Here is an 18,263-nt window from a genome sequence, read left to right on the forward strand (position 1 = left end):
CCACTGCTCGGCGAGCGCCGGGGCGGGCTGTTGGCAGCACGCGGGGTCGGGGCAGGTGGAGGTGTGGCGCACCGTGGTGGCGCGGCCCCGGAACCATTTGACGTGCTCGTACGGCACACCGAAAGAGATGGAGAATTCCCCGTTCTCGGATCCCTCCACGCGGGCCGAGCACCAGAACGTGCCGTGCGGGGTGTCGGTGTACTGGAAGTGGGACAGCAACCGGTTGGTCCCCGAGAACGCCTGCCGCGCGGAGAAGAACCGGCAGGCCCTCTGCCCCTCCACCGCGCCGCTGTGGTCGGTGGGCAACTGCAACCCGTCGTTCTGCCACGCCTTGTGGATGATCCCGGAGGAGTGCACCTTCTCGAAGTGGGTGGGGATGCCGAAGTGGTGGGTCATCAAGTTGGTCATCCGGTGTGCCGCGGTCTCGTGGGACACCGCGAACGCGTCCCGTAGGTCGTCCACGGACAACTCCCGCTGGGACTTGGCGCGGCCCAGCAGGTCCACCGCGGAGGCCTCCGGGATCATCAGGGCCGCTGCGAAGTAATTCGTCTCCACGCGCTGTTCCAGGAACTCGCCGTAGTCCGCCGGGCGGTGGTGTTCAAGCAAGTGATGCCCCACGGCCTGCAACAACACCGACCACGGCGAGCCCGCCCCGGCGGTGGCCGGCAGGTAGAACCGGCGGTTGCGCAGGTCCGTGACCGAGCGCGTGGAGTGCGGCAGGTCCGGGACCTGGTGGATCTCGAATCCCACGTGCTCCACGAGCCGCGAGATGTGGTGCTCGGACAGCGGTCCGCCCGTGTGGCGGATCGCGGCGAGCAGGTCCGCGGCCATGGTCTCGATGCGTTCGAAGTAGTTGTCGATCCCCCGCATGCGTGCTCGCAATTGCGTGTTGGCGCGCCGGGCCTCCTCGGGCGTGGCCGCTTGTTCCTCGAGCCGCTGGGCGAGTTGCCGCTGCAGTGCCGCGAGCGCCTCGAGGGTCTCGGTACTCGTGCCCGGCCCCACCCGCACCGTGGGCAACCCGAGGGACGCGTACATGGGTCCGCGCTGCACGCGCTCCACCTGGATCTCCAGTTCCATGCGGCGCGACGGCGCCTTGGTCCCCAGCAGTTGCTCCACGCTCATGTCCAGCGCGGCAGCGATGGCGGACAGCGCGCTGAGCTTGGGTTCGCGCTTGCCGTTCTCGATCAGCGACAGCGCCGACGCCGCCATGCCCACGGTGCGCGCGAGCTCCTCGAGCGTGATTCGCAGTCGCTTGCGGCGGTAGCGGATCCGCCGCCCCAGCACGATCGGATCGGTCGGGTCACCGGACTCCTCGGGTGGCACGTCGGACGACGAGCGCGCGGGGACCCGCGTGCCGGACGCGGGGTCCGTGCGCCGCGGTGTTGCCGTCCGGGCGGGCTCCGTACCCCGCGACCGCGCAGCGCGCGCGGGTTCCAAGCCGTGAGCGCTCCGCGGTGCGGCGGCGCGAGGGGGAGCGCCGTCGCCGGTGCGACGACGCCTGCGGGGTCCTGTGTCCGGGGTCATAGTCCGAGTTTAGGCAGATTTTCTTCAAACGTGAAGAAAACCGATTCTTCATCCCAAAAGCCTCTATGCGGGAGTGCAGATCGCGGCAAAAGTGGAACACATCAAGTTACCCGTGCGGAGCTCCCACCGAGGCCGCCGGCTCGAACGATCAAAGGAGAACGAGATGAGCAACGAGAACAGCAACCTCCGCAGCGCCGAGGAACTCGCCCGGGACTGGGAGGAGAACCCCCGCTGGGCCGGCGTGACCCGTGACTACGCCCCCGAGGAGGTCCTGCGTCTGCAGGGTTCCTTTCGAGAAGAGCACACCAACGCCCGCCGCGGTGCGGAACGGCTCTGGTACCTGCTCAACTCGGAGGATTACATCAATGCTCTGGGCGCTCTGACCGGTAACCAGGCCGTCCAGCAGGTCAAGGCCGGGCTCAAGGCGATCTACCTCTCCGGTTGGCAGGTCGCCGGTGACGCGAACCTCGCGGGCCAGACCTACCCGGACCAGTCCCTCTACCCGGCGAACTCGGTTCCCCAGGTGGTGCGCCGGATCAACAACGCGCTCAAGCGTGCGGACCAGATCGAGCACGCCGAGGACGTCCACACCGTGGAGAACTGGATGGCGCCGATCGTCGCGGACGCGGAGGCCGGCTTCGGCGGACCGCTCAACGCCTTCGAGCTCATGAAGTCCATGATCGACGCCGGTGCGGCCGGTGTGCACTGGGAGGACCAGTTGGCCTCCGAGAAGAAGTGCGGTCACCTGGGCGGCAAGGTGCTGATCCCCACCCAGCAGCACATCCGCACCCTCAACGCGGCCCGCCTCGCGGCGGACGTGGAGGACGTCCCCAGCATCATCATCGCCCGCACGGATGCCGAGGCGGCCACCCTGATCACCTCGGACATCGACGAGCAGGACGCCGAGTTCATCACCGGCGAGCGCACCCCGGAGGGCTTCTACAAGGTCCGCAACGGTGTGGAGCCCTGCATCGCCCGCGCCAAGGCGTACGCCCCCTACTCGGACCTGATCTGGATGGAGACCGGCACGCCGGATCTCAAGCTGGCCCGCCAGTTCGCGGATGCCGTGCATGAGGACTTCCCGGACCAGATGCTCGCGTACAACTGCTCGCCGTCCTTCAACTGGAAGAAGCACCTGGACGACGAGACCATCGCCAAGTTCCAGCGCGAACTCTCCGCCATGGGCTACCGCTTCCAGTTCATCACCCTGGCCGGTTTCCACGCGCTGAACTACTCGATGTTCGATCTGGCCCACGGCTACGCCCGCAACCAGATGACCTCGTACGTGGAACTGCAGGAGCGCGAGTTCGCCGCCGAGGAGCGCGGTTACACCGCCACCAAGCACCAGCGCGAGGTGGGTACCGGGTACTTCGACCTGGTCTCCCAGGTGGTCAACCCCAACTCCTCCACGATCGCCCTCACGGGCTCCACCGAGAGCGCCCAGTTCTGAACCCGGCGCCCTGAAGACCCGCGGAGACCGGAGCACGGTCACTGAGGCCAAAGAACTCCGGGCATCCGGTCTCCGCGTCCACCCTGTCCGCGCGGCATGAGAGGGGACTCCTCAGCCCTCCCGCGGACCACGAACCGCCCCGACACCGTTCCCACGCGGTGCCGGGGCGGTTCCGTGTGTTCCCTGCGGTGCCGGGGCGGTTCCGCGCGCCCTCCGCGGTGCCGGAGCGGCTCCGCGGACGACGACGCCGCGGTGCCCTTCCCGAGGGACGGGCACCGCGGCATCGTCGGACGAATGCTCAGGAGCGCTTCGCGGGCTTGAGGTAATTGGTGATCCGCACGGTGCACAGGCGCTTGCCGGTGTCGATGTGGGTGATGACCACCTCGTGGTTCGTGACGCTGCGCCCCAGGTGGATCGCCGTGGCCACGCCGCGCACCCGGCCGCTTGTAGCGGAGGCGTGGTGGGTCGCGTTGATGTCCACGCCCACGGCCACCTTGCCCATGGTGGAGCCGTGGATCACCGCGGCCCACGAGCCCAGCATCTCCCCGAGCGCCACGGACGCGCCGCCGTGCAGCAGCCCCAGGGACTGCCGGTTGCCCTCCACGGGCATGGTCGCCACCACGCGCTCGGCGGACTGCTCCTCCACCACCACGCCCATCTTCTCGTCCAGTTCACCCAACTCGATGATCCACGGCTCGTACGCCTCACCGAACTCCTCGGCGGGGGACGCGACTCGTGCGTTCTCGGCGCGGACGTCCGCGCGGGTGGGATCCTCGTGCATGCTGACTCCTCGGTGATCAGGCCCCACGCCGCGCCGGTGAGCCGCGCTGAGCGGCGTCGCAGAGCGGCGTCGAACGCCGACGGCGGAGCGTGGTGACCATGGTGCCCTTGTGTGACCTAGGTTATCCTGGAGCAAATACTGACCGATCGTTCGACTGATGGCCGCGAAAGTTCGGAGGACCCCGCGTGAACACCCAGTCCCAGGCATCCGAGGCCCAGGAACCGCAGATCCTGCCCAGCTTCGTCGCCGGGAAGTGGTGGCGGCCGAAGGACCCGCAGAAGATCGCGGACGTGCGCAATGCCACCACCGGGGAGCTCGTGGCCCGGGTGAGCACGGACGGGATCGACACCGCGGGCGCCCTGGACCACGGACGCACCGTGGGCCAGGCCGCACTGGGGCAACTGCGCATCCACGACCGCGCCCTGATCCTCAAGCAGCTCGCGCAATACCTGGGCGAGCACAAGGAGGAGCTGTACGAGATCTCCTACGCGACCGGGGCCACGGCCAAGGACCACCTGATCGACATCGACGGTGGGATCGGGACCCTCTTCACGTTCTCGTCCAAGGGACAGCGCGAACTGCCCAACGCCAACGTGATCGTGGACGGCGCGGTGGAACAGCTCTCGCGGGACGGCTCGTTCCTGGGTGAGCACATCTACACCCGGCTGTCCGGTGTGGCCGTGCAGATTAACGCGTTCAACTTCCCCGTGTGGGGCATGCTCGAGAAGTTTGCGCCCGCATTCCTCGCCGGGGTGCCCACCATCGTGAAACCCGCGACCCCCACCGGGTACGTGACCGAGGCGTGCGTGCGGCTCATGCTGGACTCCGGGCTGCTGCCGGAGGGTTCCCTGCAGCTGATCTCCGGCGCCGCGCGCGATCTGCTGGACCACCTGGACGCCCGCGACCACGTGGCCTTCACCGGCTCGGCCGCCACCGCCCAGTCGCTGCGCGCCCACACCAACGTGCAGGAGAAGGGCGTGCGTTTCACGGCGGAGACCGATTCGCTCAACGCCGCGATCATGGCCCCGGACGTCACCGAGGACTCCCCCGAGTTCGAGGCGTTCGTGAAGTCCGTGGTCCTGGAGATCACCGTCAAGGCCGGGCAGAAGTGCACCGCGATCCGCCGGGTCATCGTTCCGCAGGCGCTCAAGCCCGCCGTGATCGCCGCGCTGCGGGAGAGGGTGGCGCAGCGCGCCGTCGTCGGCGACCCGCGCGATTCCGCCACCACGGTGGGCCCGCTCGCGTCCGACGACCAGCACTTCGAGGTGCTGCGCTCCGTGCGCGCCCTGATCGACGCCGGCGCCACCGTGGAACTCGGCGGTCCCGAGGAACTCGCGTCCCTGCCGGAGCAGGGCGCCTTCTTCCCCGTCACGGTGCTCTCGTTCGACGACGCACGCACCCCCGCCGTCCACGAGCTCGAGGCGTTCGGCCCGGTCACCTCGGTGCTGGGATACTCGGGGGACATCGCGGACGCCGTGGAGATCGCCGCGCTGGGCGGCGGCTCGCTCGTGGCGACCGTGTGCACTCACTCCCCCGAGCTCGCGGCGCAGTTCGCCTCCGGAATCGGTGCGTACCACGGTCGCGTGCTCTTCCTGGATCGGGACGACGCTAAAACCTCCACAGGTCACGGCTCCCCCGTTCCCCACCTGGTCCACGGCGGCCCCGGCCGCGCCGGTGGTGGGGAGGAACTCGGTGGCGTGCGCGCGGTCAAGCACTACATGCAGCGCACCGCCGTCCAGGGCTCCCCGAACCTACTGACCGGGATCACTGGCCAGTGGCACTGGGGCGCGACCGCCAACACCGTGACCCGCGAGGACGTGGAGAACGGCACTGGGGAGCACCCCTTCCGGAAGTCGCTGCAGACCCTGCGGATCGGGGACCAGTTCGTCTCGGACCTGCGCACGGTCTCACTCGAGGACATCCTGGAATTCGCGGAGAAGACCGGGGACACGTTCTACGCCCACACGGACGAGGAAGCCGCCATGGCCAACCCGTTCTTCCCCCGGCGGGTGGCCCACGGCTACCTGCTGGTCTCGTGGGCCGCGGGGCTCTTCGTGGAGCCCGCCCCCGGGCCAGTACTCGCCAACTACGGGCTGGAGAACCTGCGCTTCATCACCCCGGTGACCTACGACGACGCCATCCGCGTGACCCTGACCGCCAAGAAGATCACCCCGCGTGTCACGGACGAGTACGGCGAGGTGGCCTGGGATGCCCGCCTGACCAACCAGAAGGACGAGATCGTGGCCACCTACGACGTCCTGACGCTGGTGGCCAAGCGGTGGCCGGTGGCGGACAGCGGGGCAGACCAGGACGTGGCGTGACGATCCATGTGACGGACACCACCTGGACACTGCTGGACGGGTCCCGGTACCGCCCCATCCGGGTACGTCCGGAGGACCTCCCCGCAATCGTGCGCCTGCTGGCGGACGATCCGCTGGGGAGCACTCGGGAAGGCGGGGACATGGGTGCCTACGAGCGCGCCTTCCAGGAGATCGCCGCCGATCCGCACCAGTTCCTGACCGCCGTCCGGAACGACGCGGGCGATGTGGTGGGCACCATGCAGCTCACGGTGATCCCGGGCCTGTCTCGCGGGGGCACACGCCGCCTGCAGATAGAGTCCGTTCGGGTGTCCTCCACCCTTCGCGGTCAGGGGCTGGGGGAACGAATGTTCGCCTGGGCGGAGACCGTTGCGCTCGACTCGGGCTGTTCACTGCTGCAGCTGACCACCGACACCTCGCGGCCTGATGCCCACCGTTTCTACGAGCGTCTGGGCTACCGCTCGTCCCACGTCGGTTTCAAGAAGCAGCTGCAGAACCCGGGCCCGGCATCCCAGCTGTACTGACCGGGCACGTTGGCCAGAAGCCTCTATATACTTCTTTATAGTTCAGCGGTTTTTATAAAGGAGTATCCATGCAGCGCTCCCCGTACACCCCTGGCGAGGTCACCGCATTCCTTCCCGGGCGAGAAACACACATGGTTCGACTACGCGTTCAGATGCAGCATGTAGCGGACGAAAAAGCATTCATTGCTCGGCCACGCGTGTACGTAGGGAGCCGAGGGGTCGGCAAAACGTCTTTGCTGCGGTATGGCCAACGAGCTGCACGCGAACGAGGACTGACCCCGGTCTGGATCACCGCTGGCGATGCCGACCTTCTGCCCGTCCTGTCCGCAGAACTCGAGAAGCTGACCCGCGCGTGGCACTCCGCGGCCGCGCAGGAGATCGCATCCCTGATCCGGAACCTGGAACTCTCCGTGAGTGTCGCAGGTCTGGGGGCCACAACCTCTCCCGGTCAGGGACGCTCCACGGCCGAGGCCCCGGGACAGGCCCTTGAAGCCCTGATCGCCGCCACTGCGCACTCACTGCACCGGCACGGCGGGGGCCTGGCGATCTTCATCGATGAGCTCCAGGCAGCGGATCACACGGCACTGAAAGCGCTGGCCTATGCATGGCAGCATCTTCGTTCCCGGGATGAAAGCCCCCTGCCAGCCACCCTCGTAGCGGCCGGATTGGGTCACACGTCGGATGTGGTCACGGATGCCGCCACGTTCGGAGAACGCTTCGAGTTCGTCCGCTTGAAGGACCTGAGCCGGGAAGCCGCGTACAACGCGCTGTCCGAACCCGCCATCAAGTTCGGTGTCTCCTGGCAGTACCAAGCAGTGGAGGCCGTCCTGGAGAAAGCTCACGGCTACCCCCACTTCCTCCAGCTGTGGGCACACGCCGCATGGGAATCGGCGGGTTTTCCCGACCCTGGCGGGACGATCACGCTGGGTGCAGTGGAGGCGTCCGAGGATGAGGTGCTCGAACAGCTGGATGTGTTCTACCGCACCAGATGGGGTAAAGCTACGCCTGCGGAACGCGAACTGCTGCGCGCCATCGCACTGCAGTCCAGCCCCGCACCGCGCAGGGCCGACGTGGCAGCCGCCATGGGAAAGCCGACCACGGCCATCAGCATGGCCCGGCGTTCTCTCATGGACAAAGGGATTCTCGATTCGCCCACCAGGGGTTTGCTGGCTTTCACAGCGCCCGGATTCAGCAGCTACATCTTGGAGCAGGACGGCACCGAGGACTGAAAACTCAACCTCGACGACGGGCTGCTCAAGCGCATCGGCTCACCGCATGATGGCGAGCGTGGTGCAGCCCAGGTCCGAGGTGGGGCGGAATCCCAGGGAGCGGTAGAGCTTCACCACATGGCGGTTCCAGAGGGGATCGTCGGTGGTGATGTAGACCTGGCGGATGTGGGACGTCTCGTCCAGCACCTCGGTGAGCAGCGCACGACCGATGCCCCGCCGCTGGTGGTCCGGGTCCACCAGCAGGTCCTGGATGTACGCCACCGTCACACCGTCGCCGACGACCCGGGCCATTCCCACGAGCTCCCCCGCATCCCACGCGGAGATGACCAGCCACGCGTTCTGGACCATGGGCCCGAAGTCCTCGGGGCGCCGCGTGTAGGAGCGCCACCCGACGGCGTCGTACAGGCGGATCAGCGCAGCGTGGTCGAGATCTCGGGAACGGGAGATGTCCATGGGCTCACCCTAGGCGGGCCTGGACACCTCCCTGCGGAGGGAGCGCCGGCTACGCCCGCAGGCCCGAGAAGACCATCGTCACCACGGTCGCCGTGAGCTGGTCCACTGTGCCCGAGCGGCCGGGCTGGTACCAGTCCACGATCGAGTTGACCATGCCCAGCATCAGACGCGGTGCGGACTTGCCGGAGACGTCCGTGCGCAGCTCCCCCAGCTCCTGCGCCTCGCGCACCAGGTCCTCGACCGTGCGGGTCAGGGTGCGACGACGCTGCAGCGCGGCCTCCTCGATCTCCGAGTTCCCACGCAGGCGCAGCAGCAGGGTCACGTAGGGCATCTGGTCCACGAGCACCCGCACCGAGCCGTCGAGGATCGCCTCGAGCTTGTTGACCGGCCCGTGGTCCGAAGCCAGGACGGACTCGAAGACCGCCTCCAGCGAGTCCAGCGCACGGTCCAGGGCTTGGCCGAGAATCGCCTCCTTGGACTCCACGTGGTGGTAGATCGCGGACTTGGAGATCCCCAGGTGCTTGGAGAGGGTCCCCATGGAGGTGGCGTCGTAGCCGTAGCGGTTGAAGACGTCCACGCACACGGACAGCAGGGTCTCTCGGTCGTACCCGGGACGGCCTCGCTTGGGGGCCGCCGCGGCGTGGGCATGGACGGGGACCTCGACCTTCTGTCGGGCTGTCGGGAACGGAGAACCTCAGGCTACCGGCTCGTCACCTGGGCTCCACCGCCGCAGCGGGCCCCGGCAACGCCGGAACTCACTTGTCACGGTGGTCGTAGACGCGGCGCAGCTTGCCCGAGGAACGTGCGAGGGTCCCGGGCTCGGCGATGTCGATCGTGGCGCTCGAACCGATCTTCGTCTTGATGTCGTGCAGCAGCTTCTTGCCACCCTCCTGGGCCTGCTCCAGGGTGGCTTCCTCGCGGCGCTCGATGTGGATGGTCATCTGGTCCATGCGGTGGGGCCGGGTGATCTCGAGCGTGAAGTGCGGGGAAAGCGCGGGGATCTTCAGCGCGAGTTCCTCGATCTGGGACGGGAAGAGGTTCACACCGCGCAGGATGATCATGTCGTCCGAGCGCCCCGTGATCCGGCCCATGCGCCGGTGACCCGGACGCGCGGTGCCCGGCAGCAGACGGGTGAGGTCGTGGGTGCGGTAGCGGATGATTGGCAGCGCCTGCTTGGTCAGGGCGGTAAACACGAGTTCGCCGGGGCGGCCGGTGGGCAGCACGGTGTCGTCGAACGGGTCGATGACCTCCGGGCGGAAGTGGTCCTCCCAGATGTGCGAACCGTCCTTCGTCTCGCAGGACTCGCCGGCCACGCCGGGACCCATGACCTCGGAGAGGCCGTAGATGTCGCACGCGGAGATGTTGAACGTCTTCTCGATCTCGTGGCGCATCTCCTCGGTCCACGGCTCCGCCCCGAGTACCGCGTGCCGCAGGGAGGTCTCGCGCGGGTCGAGACCGAGCTTGCGGAAGCCGTCCGCGATGGTGAGCAGGTACGTGGGGGTGGAGAGGATGGCCTGCGGCTCGAAGTCTCGGATGAGCTGCACCTGTTTTTCCGTCTGCCCTCCGGACATCGGGATCACGGCGCATCCCAGGCGCTCCGCACCGTAGTGAGCGCCCAGCCCGCCGGTGAACAGCCCGTAGCCGTACGCGTTGTGCACCTTGTCCCCGGGCTTCATTCCCGAGAGCCGGAAGCAGCGTGCCACGAGGGCCCCCCATGTCTGCAGGTCCTCCTCCGTGTAGGCCACCACGGTGGGCTGCCCGGTGGTGCCCGACGACGCGTGGATGCGTCGGATCTCGGACATGGGCGTGGCAAAGGACGTGAACGGGTAGGCCTTGCGCAGGAATTCCTTGTCCGTGTAAGGGAACTTCGCGAGGTCCTCGAGCTCCCGGAAGTCATCCGGGTGCACCCCGTGCTCGTCGAAGAGCTCCTGGTAGGCGGGCACGTTCTCGTACGCGTAGTGCAGGGTCCAGTTCAGGCGCTCCGTCTGCAGCGCCTCGATCTGGTCCCGGCTCATCAGCTCCTCGGGATCCGGCTGAGAGGAGTCCCCGGAGGCCACGGGGTGGTACGGGCTGGGCACGGAGCACGACGTCATGGGTTCACGCTTTCTGGCGAAGGGGCACGGTGCGGCTGCGGCCGCGGAACTGGGCGACGACGTCCCCGTCCTGGGTGGAGACGGTGATGTCGCACAGGCCGCTGCGCCCGGTGGTGGCGATCTGGCGACCCTCCGCGACGAGGGTCTGGCCCGGGTGGGCCGAGCTGAGGAAGTTGATGTCCACGCCCTGAGCCACGGTCATGGAGGTGCCGTCCGGTTCCGGGTCGTTGCACGTCATGGCGAAGCACGAGTCCGCGAGCGCGAAGATCATCCCGCCGTGCACGATGCCGAAGCCGTTGAGCATCTCCTCCCGCACGGCCATGGAGATCACGCAGTGCCCGGGGTCCACGCGCTGCACGGTGATCCCCAACCACTCGGAGGCACGGTCGCCAGTGAGGACGGGATGGTGTGGCACGGGGGCTCCTCAGATTTTCAGAACGATCGGTCAGTAGGTAACCGCGAAATGTGACGTGTGTCAACAAGTCCAGGGCTCCGCCGCGGCGTCGTCACCCCTGCACATCCATTGGCGAACCCCCCGCCTCCCGGGCGGAAATTGTGTTGACGACCACACCGGGGGCCTATATTCTGAACGAGCGGTCAGTTATTATTGTCGGCAGCGTACAGAGTTCATCCTCCGCTCCCATCTCACCCGCGAACCGAGGACACACACCATGACTGAGCAGACCACCTCTGCGGACCAGGCGGAGCCCACCGCCGAGCAGCAGCACTTCGAGCACCTCCTCAGCGAGGACTCCCGCGTGGAGCCCCGGGACTGGATGCCGGAGGCCTACCGGAAGAGCCTGACCCGCCAGGTCTCCCAGCACGCGCACTCCGAGATAATCGGTATGCAGCCGGAGGCCAACTGGATCACCCGCGCCCCGAGCCTCAAGCGCAAGGCCGTGCTGATGGCCAAGGTCCAGGACGAGGCCGGCCACGGGCTGTACCTCTACTCCGCGGCGGAGACCCTGGGCACCCCGCGCTCCGTGCTCAACGAGCAGCTGCTGAGCGGCAAGGCCAAGTACTCCTCGATCTTCAACTACCCGGCCCGCACCTGGGCGGACATGGGCGCGATCGGCTGGCTCGTGGACGGCGCCGCGATCTGCAATCAGGTGCCGCTGTGCCGCGCCTCGTATGGCCCGTACGGCCGCGCCATGGTGCGCATCTGCAAGGAGGAGTCCTTCCACCAGCGCCAGGGCTGGGAGATCCTCTACGAGCTCTCCCACGGCACCGAGGCACAGAAGCAGATGGCCCAGGAGGCCGTGAACCGCTTCTACGGCCCCGCCCTGCAGATGTTCGGTCCCCCGGACGCCGACTCCCCCAACTCGCAGCAGTCCATGGAGTGGAACATCAAGCGCTTCTCCAACGACGAGCTGCGCCAGCGCTTCGTGGACATGATCGTCCCGCAGGCCGAGGCCCTGGGTCTGACCCTGCCGGACCCGGACCTGAAGTGGAACGAGGCCCGCGGCCACTACGACTACGGCCAGCTGGACTGGAACGAATTCATGTCCGTGATCAAGGGCTCCGGGCCGTGCAACGTCCAACGCATGAAGCGCCGTCGTGAGGCCCACGCGAACGGTGCGTGGGTGCGCGAGGCCGCGCAGGCCTACGCCGAGCGCCAGGCGCGCGAAGCAGCGGCGTCGTCCCCCGAGGCCGCCGTGGCGATCGACCAGACCACCGTCATGGCGGGCCGCGGCTCCGCAGAACTGATCGGAGCGTGAGCATGAGCGAGAACCAGAACGGTAATTGGCCCCTGTGGGAGGTCTTCGTGCGTTCTTCGCGCGGGCTGTCCCACGTGCACGCGGGCTCCCTGCACGCCCCGGACGCCACCATGGCCGTGCGCAACGCGCGTGACCTCTACACCCGGCGCAACGAGGGCACGAGCGTGTGGGTGGTGCCCGCGAACGCCATCACGGCGTCGGACCCGGACTCCAAGGGCGGCTACTTCGAGTCCGCGCAGGGCAAGAGCTACCGCCACGCCACGTACTACACCAAGAGCGAAGGGGTGAAGCACCTGTGAGCGCGTTCGCCTCCCACGACTCCGCCACCAAGCAGTCCGCGGGTGACGCGATCACCGCCGAGGAGATCGCGGAGACCGGCGGCAAGGCCTCGGAAGCCGTGGCCCAGTACGCTCTGCGTCTCGGCGACGACGCCCTGATGCTGTCCCAGCGCCTGGGCTGGTGGATCTCCCGGGCCCCCGAACTCGAGGAGGACATCGCCCTCGGCAACATCGCGCTGGACCTCATCGGCCACGCGCGCTTCCTGCTGACCTACGCGGGCTCCGCGTGGGGGAAGACCGAGGACGAGCTCGCGTACTTCCGCAACGAGGAGGAGTTCCGCTCCGTGCGCCTCGTGGAGCAGGAGAACGGGGACTTCGGTCAGACCATCGCGCGTCAGCTGCTGTTCTCCTTCTACCAGTACGAGCTCTACTCGGCGCTGCAGTCCTCCACGGACCAGACCCTGGCCGCGATCGCGGACAAGGCGCTGAAGGAGGTCGAGTACCACCAGGACCACGCCGCCCAGTGGATGCTGCGCCTGGGCCTCGGAACCGAGGAGTCCAAGCGGCGCATCCAGGAGGGCCTCTACTACATGTGGCCCTACCTGGACGAGCTGTTCGCGGACGAGCCCCTGCACGACGAGCTCGAGGGCATCGCCGTGCGGCCCTCCAGCCTGCGCGAGCGGACCATGGACCGCGTCACCGCCCTGCTGGCGGGGGCCGAGCTCGATGTCCCGAGCGTGGCCCAGGCCCGACTCTCCGCCGCACCGCGTGACGGCTCCTACTCCGAGTACCGCGGGTACATCCTCGCCGAGATGCAGTGGCTCGCCCGCCAGCATCCTGGCGCCACGTGGTGAGCACCGTGTTCTCCCGCGTTCCGCCCCGCTCGCTGCCGCCCACGGGCGGCGTGGCGCCCCGGGAGGTCCCCCTGGGGCCGTCCCGGCGCCCGAGCGATCCGGACGACGCCGCCCTGTGGGACGTCGCCGCCACCGTGTGCGACCCGGAGATCCCGGTGATCACGCTCGAGGACCTCGGGGTGCTGCGGGACGCCGTGGCGCGGGAGAACGAGAACGTCGTCGTCATCACCCCCACCTACTCGGGCTGCCCCGCCATGGACACCATGGCCGCGGATCTCGAAGCCGCGGTCACCGCCGCCGGCTACGAGGACGTGCGCGTGGTGCAGGTGCTGCGCCCGGCGTGGACCACCGACTGGATGTCCACCGAGGGCCAGGCCAAGCTGCGCGAGTACGGCATCGCCCCGCCCACCGGGCGCACCGCCGCCGGGCATAACTCCGGACCGGTGCGACTGAGCCTGGCCGTGAAGTGCCCGCACTGCAGTTCCCTGGACACCCGCGAAATGACCCGTTTCGGGTCCACGTCCTGCAAGGCCCTGTGGGTCTGCAACGACTGCAAAGAACCCTTCGACTACTTCAAGGTGCACTGATCATGAGCGAAACGCCGGACACCTCTGCCGTGGAGGAAGCCACCGAGGCCAGCGCGGGTGACGGCAAGCGCCGCGCCACGTTCAACACCCTCGCGGTCTCCGAGGTGCGCAAGCTGACCCCCGACTCCGTGGAGGTCACGTTCGAGGTCCCCGAGGACCTCGTGGCGGACTACAACTACCTGCCCGGGCAGTACGTGGCCATCCGCTCGCAGATCAACGGGCACGAGGTGCGCCGCTCTTACTCGATCTGCGCGGACCCCACCCCGGGTGAGATCCGTGTGGCCATCAAGAAAGACATGGGCGGCGTGTTCTCCACGTGGGCGAACGAGCAGCTCGCCGCCGGGGACACCCTGGACGTGATGAACCCGCAGGGCGCGTTCACATCCAAGGTCAACATCACCTCCATGAACGACCCCGAGAAGCTCGCCGAGCGGGAGGTGGCCAAGAAGCGCAACGTGCACCTGGTGGCGTTCGCCGCCGGGTCCGGGATCACGCCCATCATGGCGATCGCCCGCGCGCTGCTGCGCGCCTCCGACACCGCCGCGATAGACGTCATCTACGCCAACCGCTCGTCCATGGACGTGATGTTCTCGGAGGAGCTCGGGGACCTCAAGGACAAGTACCCCGCCCGCCTGGCCGTGCACCACGTGCTCTCCCGCGAGCAGCGGATCTCCCCGCTGATGTCCGGGCGGATCGACCACGACAAGCTCGAGGAGCTGCTGGACCACGTGGTCCAGGTGGACTCCACGGACGAGTGGTTCCTGTGCGGGCCCTTCGAGCTCGTGCAGCTGTGCCGGGACGTCCTCAAGGAGCGCGGCGTGGACGAGTCCCGCGTGCGCTACGAGCTGTTCACCACCGGCAAGCCCACCACCCCGCAAGGCCAGCAGGGCCGCGTGGTCAAGGCGGACCCCAAGGGCGAGAACTACAAGATCGTCTTCAACCTGGACGGCACCTCCGCCCAGGTGAAGTCTCCCAAGTCCGCCGCGGAGACCGTTCTCAACGCCGCCCTGCGCGTGCGCCCGGACGTCCCCTTCGCGTGCGCCGGCGGGGTGTGCGGCACGTGCCGCGCCAAGGTCACCTCCGGCGAGTTCGAGATGGAGGAGAACTTCGCGCTCGAGAAGGACGAGCTGGACGCCGGGTACGTCCTCACGTGCCAGACGCGCCCCACGTCCGACCGGTTGAGTGTGAACTTCGACGCCTGAGTCCCATGCACTCCGACGACGACGCCGCGCCGGGACCGCGCGGCGTCGTCGTCGTACCTGCCCGCTCGCCCCGCGGGGCGCACAGGAACCCCGAACCGCAAGGAGAACCCCATGATCGACCTGACGATCGAGGACGCGATCGCCCGCGTGGTGCTCGACGCGCCCAAGAAGCTCAACTCGCTGGACGAGACCGCGCTGGACGACCTCGCCGCCGCATACACCGAGGCCGAGCGGGCCGGCGTGCGAGCGCTCGCGCTGAGTGGCGATGGGCGCGCGTTCTGCGCGGGCCGGGACATCTCCGCCGTAGACCCGGCGAGTGACGACACCGACGGCTACCTCACCGGCAAGGTGCAACCGCTGCTGCAGCAGATGTCCCGGTTCCCCGCGCCCACGTTCGCCGCGGTGCAGGGCGCGTGCTTAGGCGTGGGGCTGGGGCTCGCGATCGCAACGGACGTGGTGTACGTGGCGCAGGACGCGACCATCGGATCCCCGTTCGCCAACCTGGGGGCCACGCTGGACTCGGGCGGGCACGCCCTGTTCACCGAACGACTGGGCCCCCACCGCGCCCTGGACCTGATCTACACCGCCGAGCTGATGACCGGCGCTGAGGCCGTGGCGGCGGGACTGTTCTCCCGAGCCGTGCCGGCGGAGGAGCTCATGGAGTTCACCATGCAGCGGGTGTCGAAGGTGGCCCGCGGTGCCACGCAGTCCTACCTGGCGTCCAAGGAACTCGTGGCCCAGGTGCGGGACAACCGCGTGGGGTTGTGGGAGTCCATGGCAGCGGAGAACAAGGCCCAGGCGGCCCTGTGCGCCACGGACGACTACAAGGAGGGCTTCACGGCCTTCCAGCAGAAGCGCAAGCCGGAGTTCACGGGACGGGACTGAGCGCTTGGGCCGCAGCCGGGCCGCGGTGAGTAGGGACGCCGTCGGCCTTCGCTGCGCATACCTGGGCGGCCGCTCCGACGCGGTGAGTACATCTGTGCCCCGGAAAGACCACGGGAAGCGCCTGTCCGTGTTTTTTCGGGGCACAGATGTATCGCGTGATGGCTTCCCGCGTGGCCTACGCTGAGGCCCATGCCCACAGCGCGTGACAGCGAGTCCAAGCGGCGTTCTTCGGGACGCACCGATCAGCCCCTTGAGGACGAGCTGGTCGAGGAGTTCCAGAACACCGTCCAGGAAGGCGCGGATCGGCTGCACCGCACGTGGCGGGCGTTGATCATCACCGGCCTCTTCGGCGGGATCGATGTGGGCCTGGGCATCATGGCCATGCTCGCGGTCATGGATGTCACCGACTCCAAACTGCTGGCGGGCATCGCGTTCGGCGTGGGGCTGCTCGCGTTGCGCCTGGCCCACTCCGAGCTGTTCACCGAGGACTTCCTGCTCCCCATCAACGCGGTGGTCGCCGGTCACGGGACGTGGTGGTCACTCGTGCGGCTGTGGGGTGGGACCCTGCTGGCCAACCTCGTGGGTGGCTGGGTGTTCATGTGGGTGGTCGTGGCGGCGTTCCCCGACTTCACGGACTCCCTGGTGGAGGTCGCCTCGGGGTACGTCGCGGACGGGATCGGTTTGGAGACCGTGTGCCTGGCCCTGTTGGCCGGTTCCACTATCACCCTCATGACCCGCATGCAGCAGGGTACGGACAACGACATGATGACCGCGGTGATCTCCCTGATCGGCGGCCTGTTGGTCGTGGGCCTGGGCATGCTCCACGGAGCGCTGAACTCCATCGTGATCTTCGGGGCCATGCACGCCGGTTGGGACTACTCCTACCTGGACTGGTTCGCGTGGTTCGCGTGGGTCATCCCGCTGAACATGATCGGCGGCCTGGTGATCATCTCCATCCCCCGCCTCATCCGCACGTGGGAACTGCTCATGGCCGAGCGCCGCGGCGAGAGGATCTCGGACGCGTCGTCCGAGGAGGAAGAGGAAGACCGACCGTGACAAATGCTCCTCGTCGACACATGTTCGGTTTCCCGTGAAGGGTTTACCCATTTGATCAACAATCCTCTGATCGTCCTCTCGATCGCGGCTGGAAGGGTTACCCCATCACCGGGAGCTGGGTAGCCCCCGCAGGAATGGGCGCCTTCGCCTGTCTGATGGGAATCTTTCCTGTACGCCCAGCAAAATCGACCATTAATTCCTCTAATGCCGGCCCTTCCGCTTCGGTGTTCCAACCATTGAGTATCCGGATCCCACCCTCGACAGGAATAAACATTTCCCGTACCCCCATGGAGAATGGTTGCCGAGAAGGGTACAGGCTGGCCATATTCACCTGATTCACCCGACACGGGAGGTAGCTCGGATTGTTGATCCGCAGGACAGCTTTCCAGGCGGTGGGGCAGGTCAAACTGCCACCGGTTCGCTCCTCACGCCCGATCCGCTACCTCCCTTCAATTACCGGACTGGGGTCAGGTTTCCAACGGCTTCCCTGTACAAGCTCGTTGTCATGGCCGCCTTCTGTCAGGCTGCGGACGATGGCCTCATCGGCCCGGCTGCACCGGTCGATCTGGTGCCTGAGACCCGCGTTCCCGGGCCCACGGGGTTGTCGATATGCCTGGACCCCGTGTGCATGTCGTGTCGAGACCTGGTCGAATTGATGACGACCATCTCGGACAACACGGCTGGAAAAGCGGTGCTATGCGCCATGGGTCACGATCGTGTGGCACACACTCTGAGACACCTCGGGTTGCTGCAAACCGATATCCGGCCCTACCTTCTCGCAACCGATCTGCACACGGTCGAGGATGCCCGGGACGCCGATAATCTGGATCCCTACCTTCTGCCCGATCCCCGGGAATACGACCCCCTGCTGGTATCGAGTACCACGGCCTCCGATCTCGTAGGTATCCTTTCGTTCATCTGGGAGGACCACGCAGCCACTCCCTCCCAGCGCTCGTTCATGCGGCATGTACTGGGATAACAAGCATGGGGACACCGTTTCGCTGAAGTCTTCACGTACCCGGGTGTCCAGAGCGCAGCCAAGACTGGGTCTTTGGCGGCGCTCAGCCATGAGGCTGGGGTCATTTCCCACCCCGACGAACCGCCTATCGCGGTCGCGGTCCTGACACAATCGGCCCGCAGGGAGCGGACCATTCCTCTGTCCAACACGGTGGGGGGGGCAGATCGCTCGCCACTGCGTTCGTAGCTACCGCCAGGTCCTGCAGATACTCACGGATGGCGCCCATTTAGGTCATCATTGCGATACGGCGTACCGGGGGCTGCCAATCCGCCGGTACATCTGAGTCCCCAAAA

General features: G+C 67.5%; 17 protein-coding genes and 1 pseudogene. 12 read left to right on the forward strand and 6 right to left on the reverse strand.

All coding sequences use genetic code 11. The features are described 5' to 3' along the window. A partial coding sequence (locus tag J1M36_RS04500; protein ID WP_241246858.1) for an XRE family transcriptional regulator occupies positions 1-1,524 on the reverse strand: 1,524 nt, incomplete at its 3' end. Positions 1,525-1,687: 163 nt separating this feature from the next. Here J1M36_RS04500 and aceA point away from each other — a divergent pair. Further along, the gene (aceA, locus tag J1M36_RS04505; RefSeq protein ID WP_064846502.1) at positions 1,688-2,974 is read left to right on the forward strand and encodes an isocitrate lyase; all 1,287 of its coding nucleotides are present in this window, start codon (positions 1,688-1,690) and stop codon (positions 2,972-2,974) included. A gap of 298 nt (positions 2,975-3,272) precedes the next feature. Here aceA and J1M36_RS04510 read toward each other — a convergent pair whose 3' ends face one another. Beyond that, positions 3,273-3,755, reverse strand: a complete 483-nt coding sequence (locus tag J1M36_RS04510; protein WP_098053542.1) for a hotdog fold thioesterase — start codon at positions 3,753-3,755, stop codon at positions 3,273-3,275. Between the two features lie 185 nt (positions 3,756-3,940). Between J1M36_RS04510 and paaZ the strand changes: the two genes are divergently transcribed. The 3 genes from paaZ (at position 3,941) to J1M36_RS04525 (ending at position 7,826) form a co-directional block, all read left to right on the forward strand. Continuing rightward, complete coding sequence (gene paaZ / locus J1M36_RS04515; protein ID WP_206478745.1) at positions 3,941-6,076, forward strand: phenylacetic acid degradation bifunctional protein PaaZ; 2,136 nt, start codon at positions 3,941-3,943, stop codon at positions 6,074-6,076. Then, positions 6,073-6,597 (forward strand): GNAT family N-acetyltransferase, encoded by a 525-nt coding sequence (locus J1M36_RS04520; RefSeq protein ID WP_082943322.1) that lies wholly within the window; start codon positions 6,073-6,075, stop codon positions 6,595-6,597. The genes paaZ and J1M36_RS04520 overlap by 4 nt, the downstream gene beginning before the upstream one ends. A 68-nt stretch (positions 6,598-6,665) precedes the next feature. Further along, complete coding sequence (locus J1M36_RS04525; RefSeq protein WP_064846499.1) at positions 6,666-7,826, forward strand: ATP-binding protein; 1,161 nt, start codon at positions 6,666-6,668, stop codon at positions 7,824-7,826. 39 nt (positions 7,827-7,865) lie between these two features. Here the strand turns inward: J1M36_RS04525 and J1M36_RS04530 are convergent, their stop codons facing one another. The 4 genes from J1M36_RS04530 to J1M36_RS04545 form a co-directional block, all read right to left on the reverse strand. Further along, entirely contained in the window at positions 7,866-8,279 is a 414-nt protein-coding gene (locus J1M36_RS04530) for a GNAT family N-acetyltransferase (protein ID WP_064846498.1), read from the reverse strand. A gap of 49 nt (positions 8,280-8,328) precedes the next feature. Next, a complete protein-coding gene (locus J1M36_RS04535) occupies positions 8,329-8,868 on the reverse strand; it encodes a TetR/AcrR family transcriptional regulator (protein ID WP_241246883.1) in 540 nt (179 codons plus the stop codon). A 166-nt stretch (positions 8,869-9,034) separates the two neighbouring features. After that, positions 9,035-10,372 carry an AMP-binding protein gene (locus J1M36_RS04540; RefSeq protein WP_064846496.1) on the reverse strand — a complete coding sequence of 446 codons (1,338 nt, stop codon included), beginning with the start codon at positions 10,370-10,372 and terminating at the stop codon, positions 9,035-9,037. Positions 10,373-10,376: 4 nt separating this feature from the next. Next, complete coding sequence (locus tag J1M36_RS04545) at positions 10,377-10,787, reverse strand: PaaI family thioesterase (RefSeq protein ID WP_064846495.1); 411 nt, start codon at positions 10,785-10,787, stop codon at positions 10,377-10,379. A 256-nt stretch (positions 10,788-11,043) separates the two neighbouring features. Here J1M36_RS04545 and paaA point away from each other — a divergent pair, with 256 nt between their 5' ends. The 8 genes and pseudogenes from paaA to J1M36_RS04585 all read left to right on the forward strand — a co-directional run bounded on the left by paaA (position 11,044) and on the right by J1M36_RS04585 (position 18,156). After that, positions 11,044-12,090 carry a 1,2-phenylacetyl-CoA epoxidase subunit PaaA gene (paaA, locus tag J1M36_RS04550; protein ID WP_064846494.1) on the forward strand — a complete coding sequence of 349 codons (1,047 nt, stop codon included), beginning with the start codon at positions 11,044-11,046 and terminating at the stop codon, positions 12,088-12,090. 2 nt (positions 12,091-12,092) lie between these two features. Further along, on the forward strand, positions 12,093-12,389 hold the full coding sequence (gene paaB / locus J1M36_RS04555) for a 1,2-phenylacetyl-CoA epoxidase subunit PaaB (protein WP_064846493.1): 297 nt from the start codon (positions 12,093-12,095) through the stop codon (positions 12,387-12,389). Beyond that, positions 12,386-13,222 (forward strand): 1,2-phenylacetyl-CoA epoxidase subunit PaaC, encoded by an 837-nt coding sequence (gene paaC, locus J1M36_RS04560; protein ID WP_098053545.1) that lies wholly within the window; start codon positions 12,386-12,388, stop codon positions 13,220-13,222. The genes paaB and paaC overlap by 4 nt, the downstream gene beginning before the upstream one ends. Positions 13,223-13,293: 71 nt before the next feature. After that, positions 13,294-13,809 carry a 1,2-phenylacetyl-CoA epoxidase subunit PaaD gene (gene paaD / locus J1M36_RS04565; RefSeq protein WP_239317824.1) on the forward strand — a complete coding sequence of 172 codons (516 nt, stop codon included), beginning with the start codon at positions 13,294-13,296 and terminating at the stop codon, positions 13,807-13,809. A gap of 2 nt (positions 13,810-13,811) precedes the next feature. Then, complete coding sequence (paaE, locus tag J1M36_RS04570) at positions 13,812-15,011, forward strand: 1,2-phenylacetyl-CoA epoxidase subunit PaaE (RefSeq protein ID WP_206478746.1); 1,200 nt, start codon at positions 13,812-13,814, stop codon at positions 15,009-15,011. A gap of 111 nt (positions 15,012-15,122) precedes the next feature. Beyond that, positions 15,123-15,896: an enoyl-CoA hydratase/isomerase family protein gene (locus J1M36_RS04575; RefSeq protein ID WP_206478747.1), complete on the forward strand. Its 774-nt coding sequence runs from the start codon at positions 15,123-15,125 to the stop codon at positions 15,894-15,896. A 189-nt stretch (positions 15,897-16,085) separates the two neighbouring features. Further along, entirely contained in the window at positions 16,086-16,952 is an 867-nt protein-coding gene (locus J1M36_RS04580; protein ID WP_206398736.1) for a formate/nitrite transporter family protein, read from the forward strand. A 298-nt stretch (positions 16,953-17,250) separates the two neighbouring features. Continuing rightward, positions 17,251-18,156 (forward strand): annotated as a pseudogene (locus tag J1M36_RS04585) (serine hydrolase). Positions 18,157-18,263 lie beyond the last annotated feature (107 nt).

The sequence above is a fragment of the Kocuria sp. KRD140 genome, from assembly GCF_017168375.1.
Taxonomy (GTDB): Bacteria; Actinomycetota; Actinomycetes; order Actinomycetales; family Micrococcaceae; genus Kocuria; species Kocuria marina.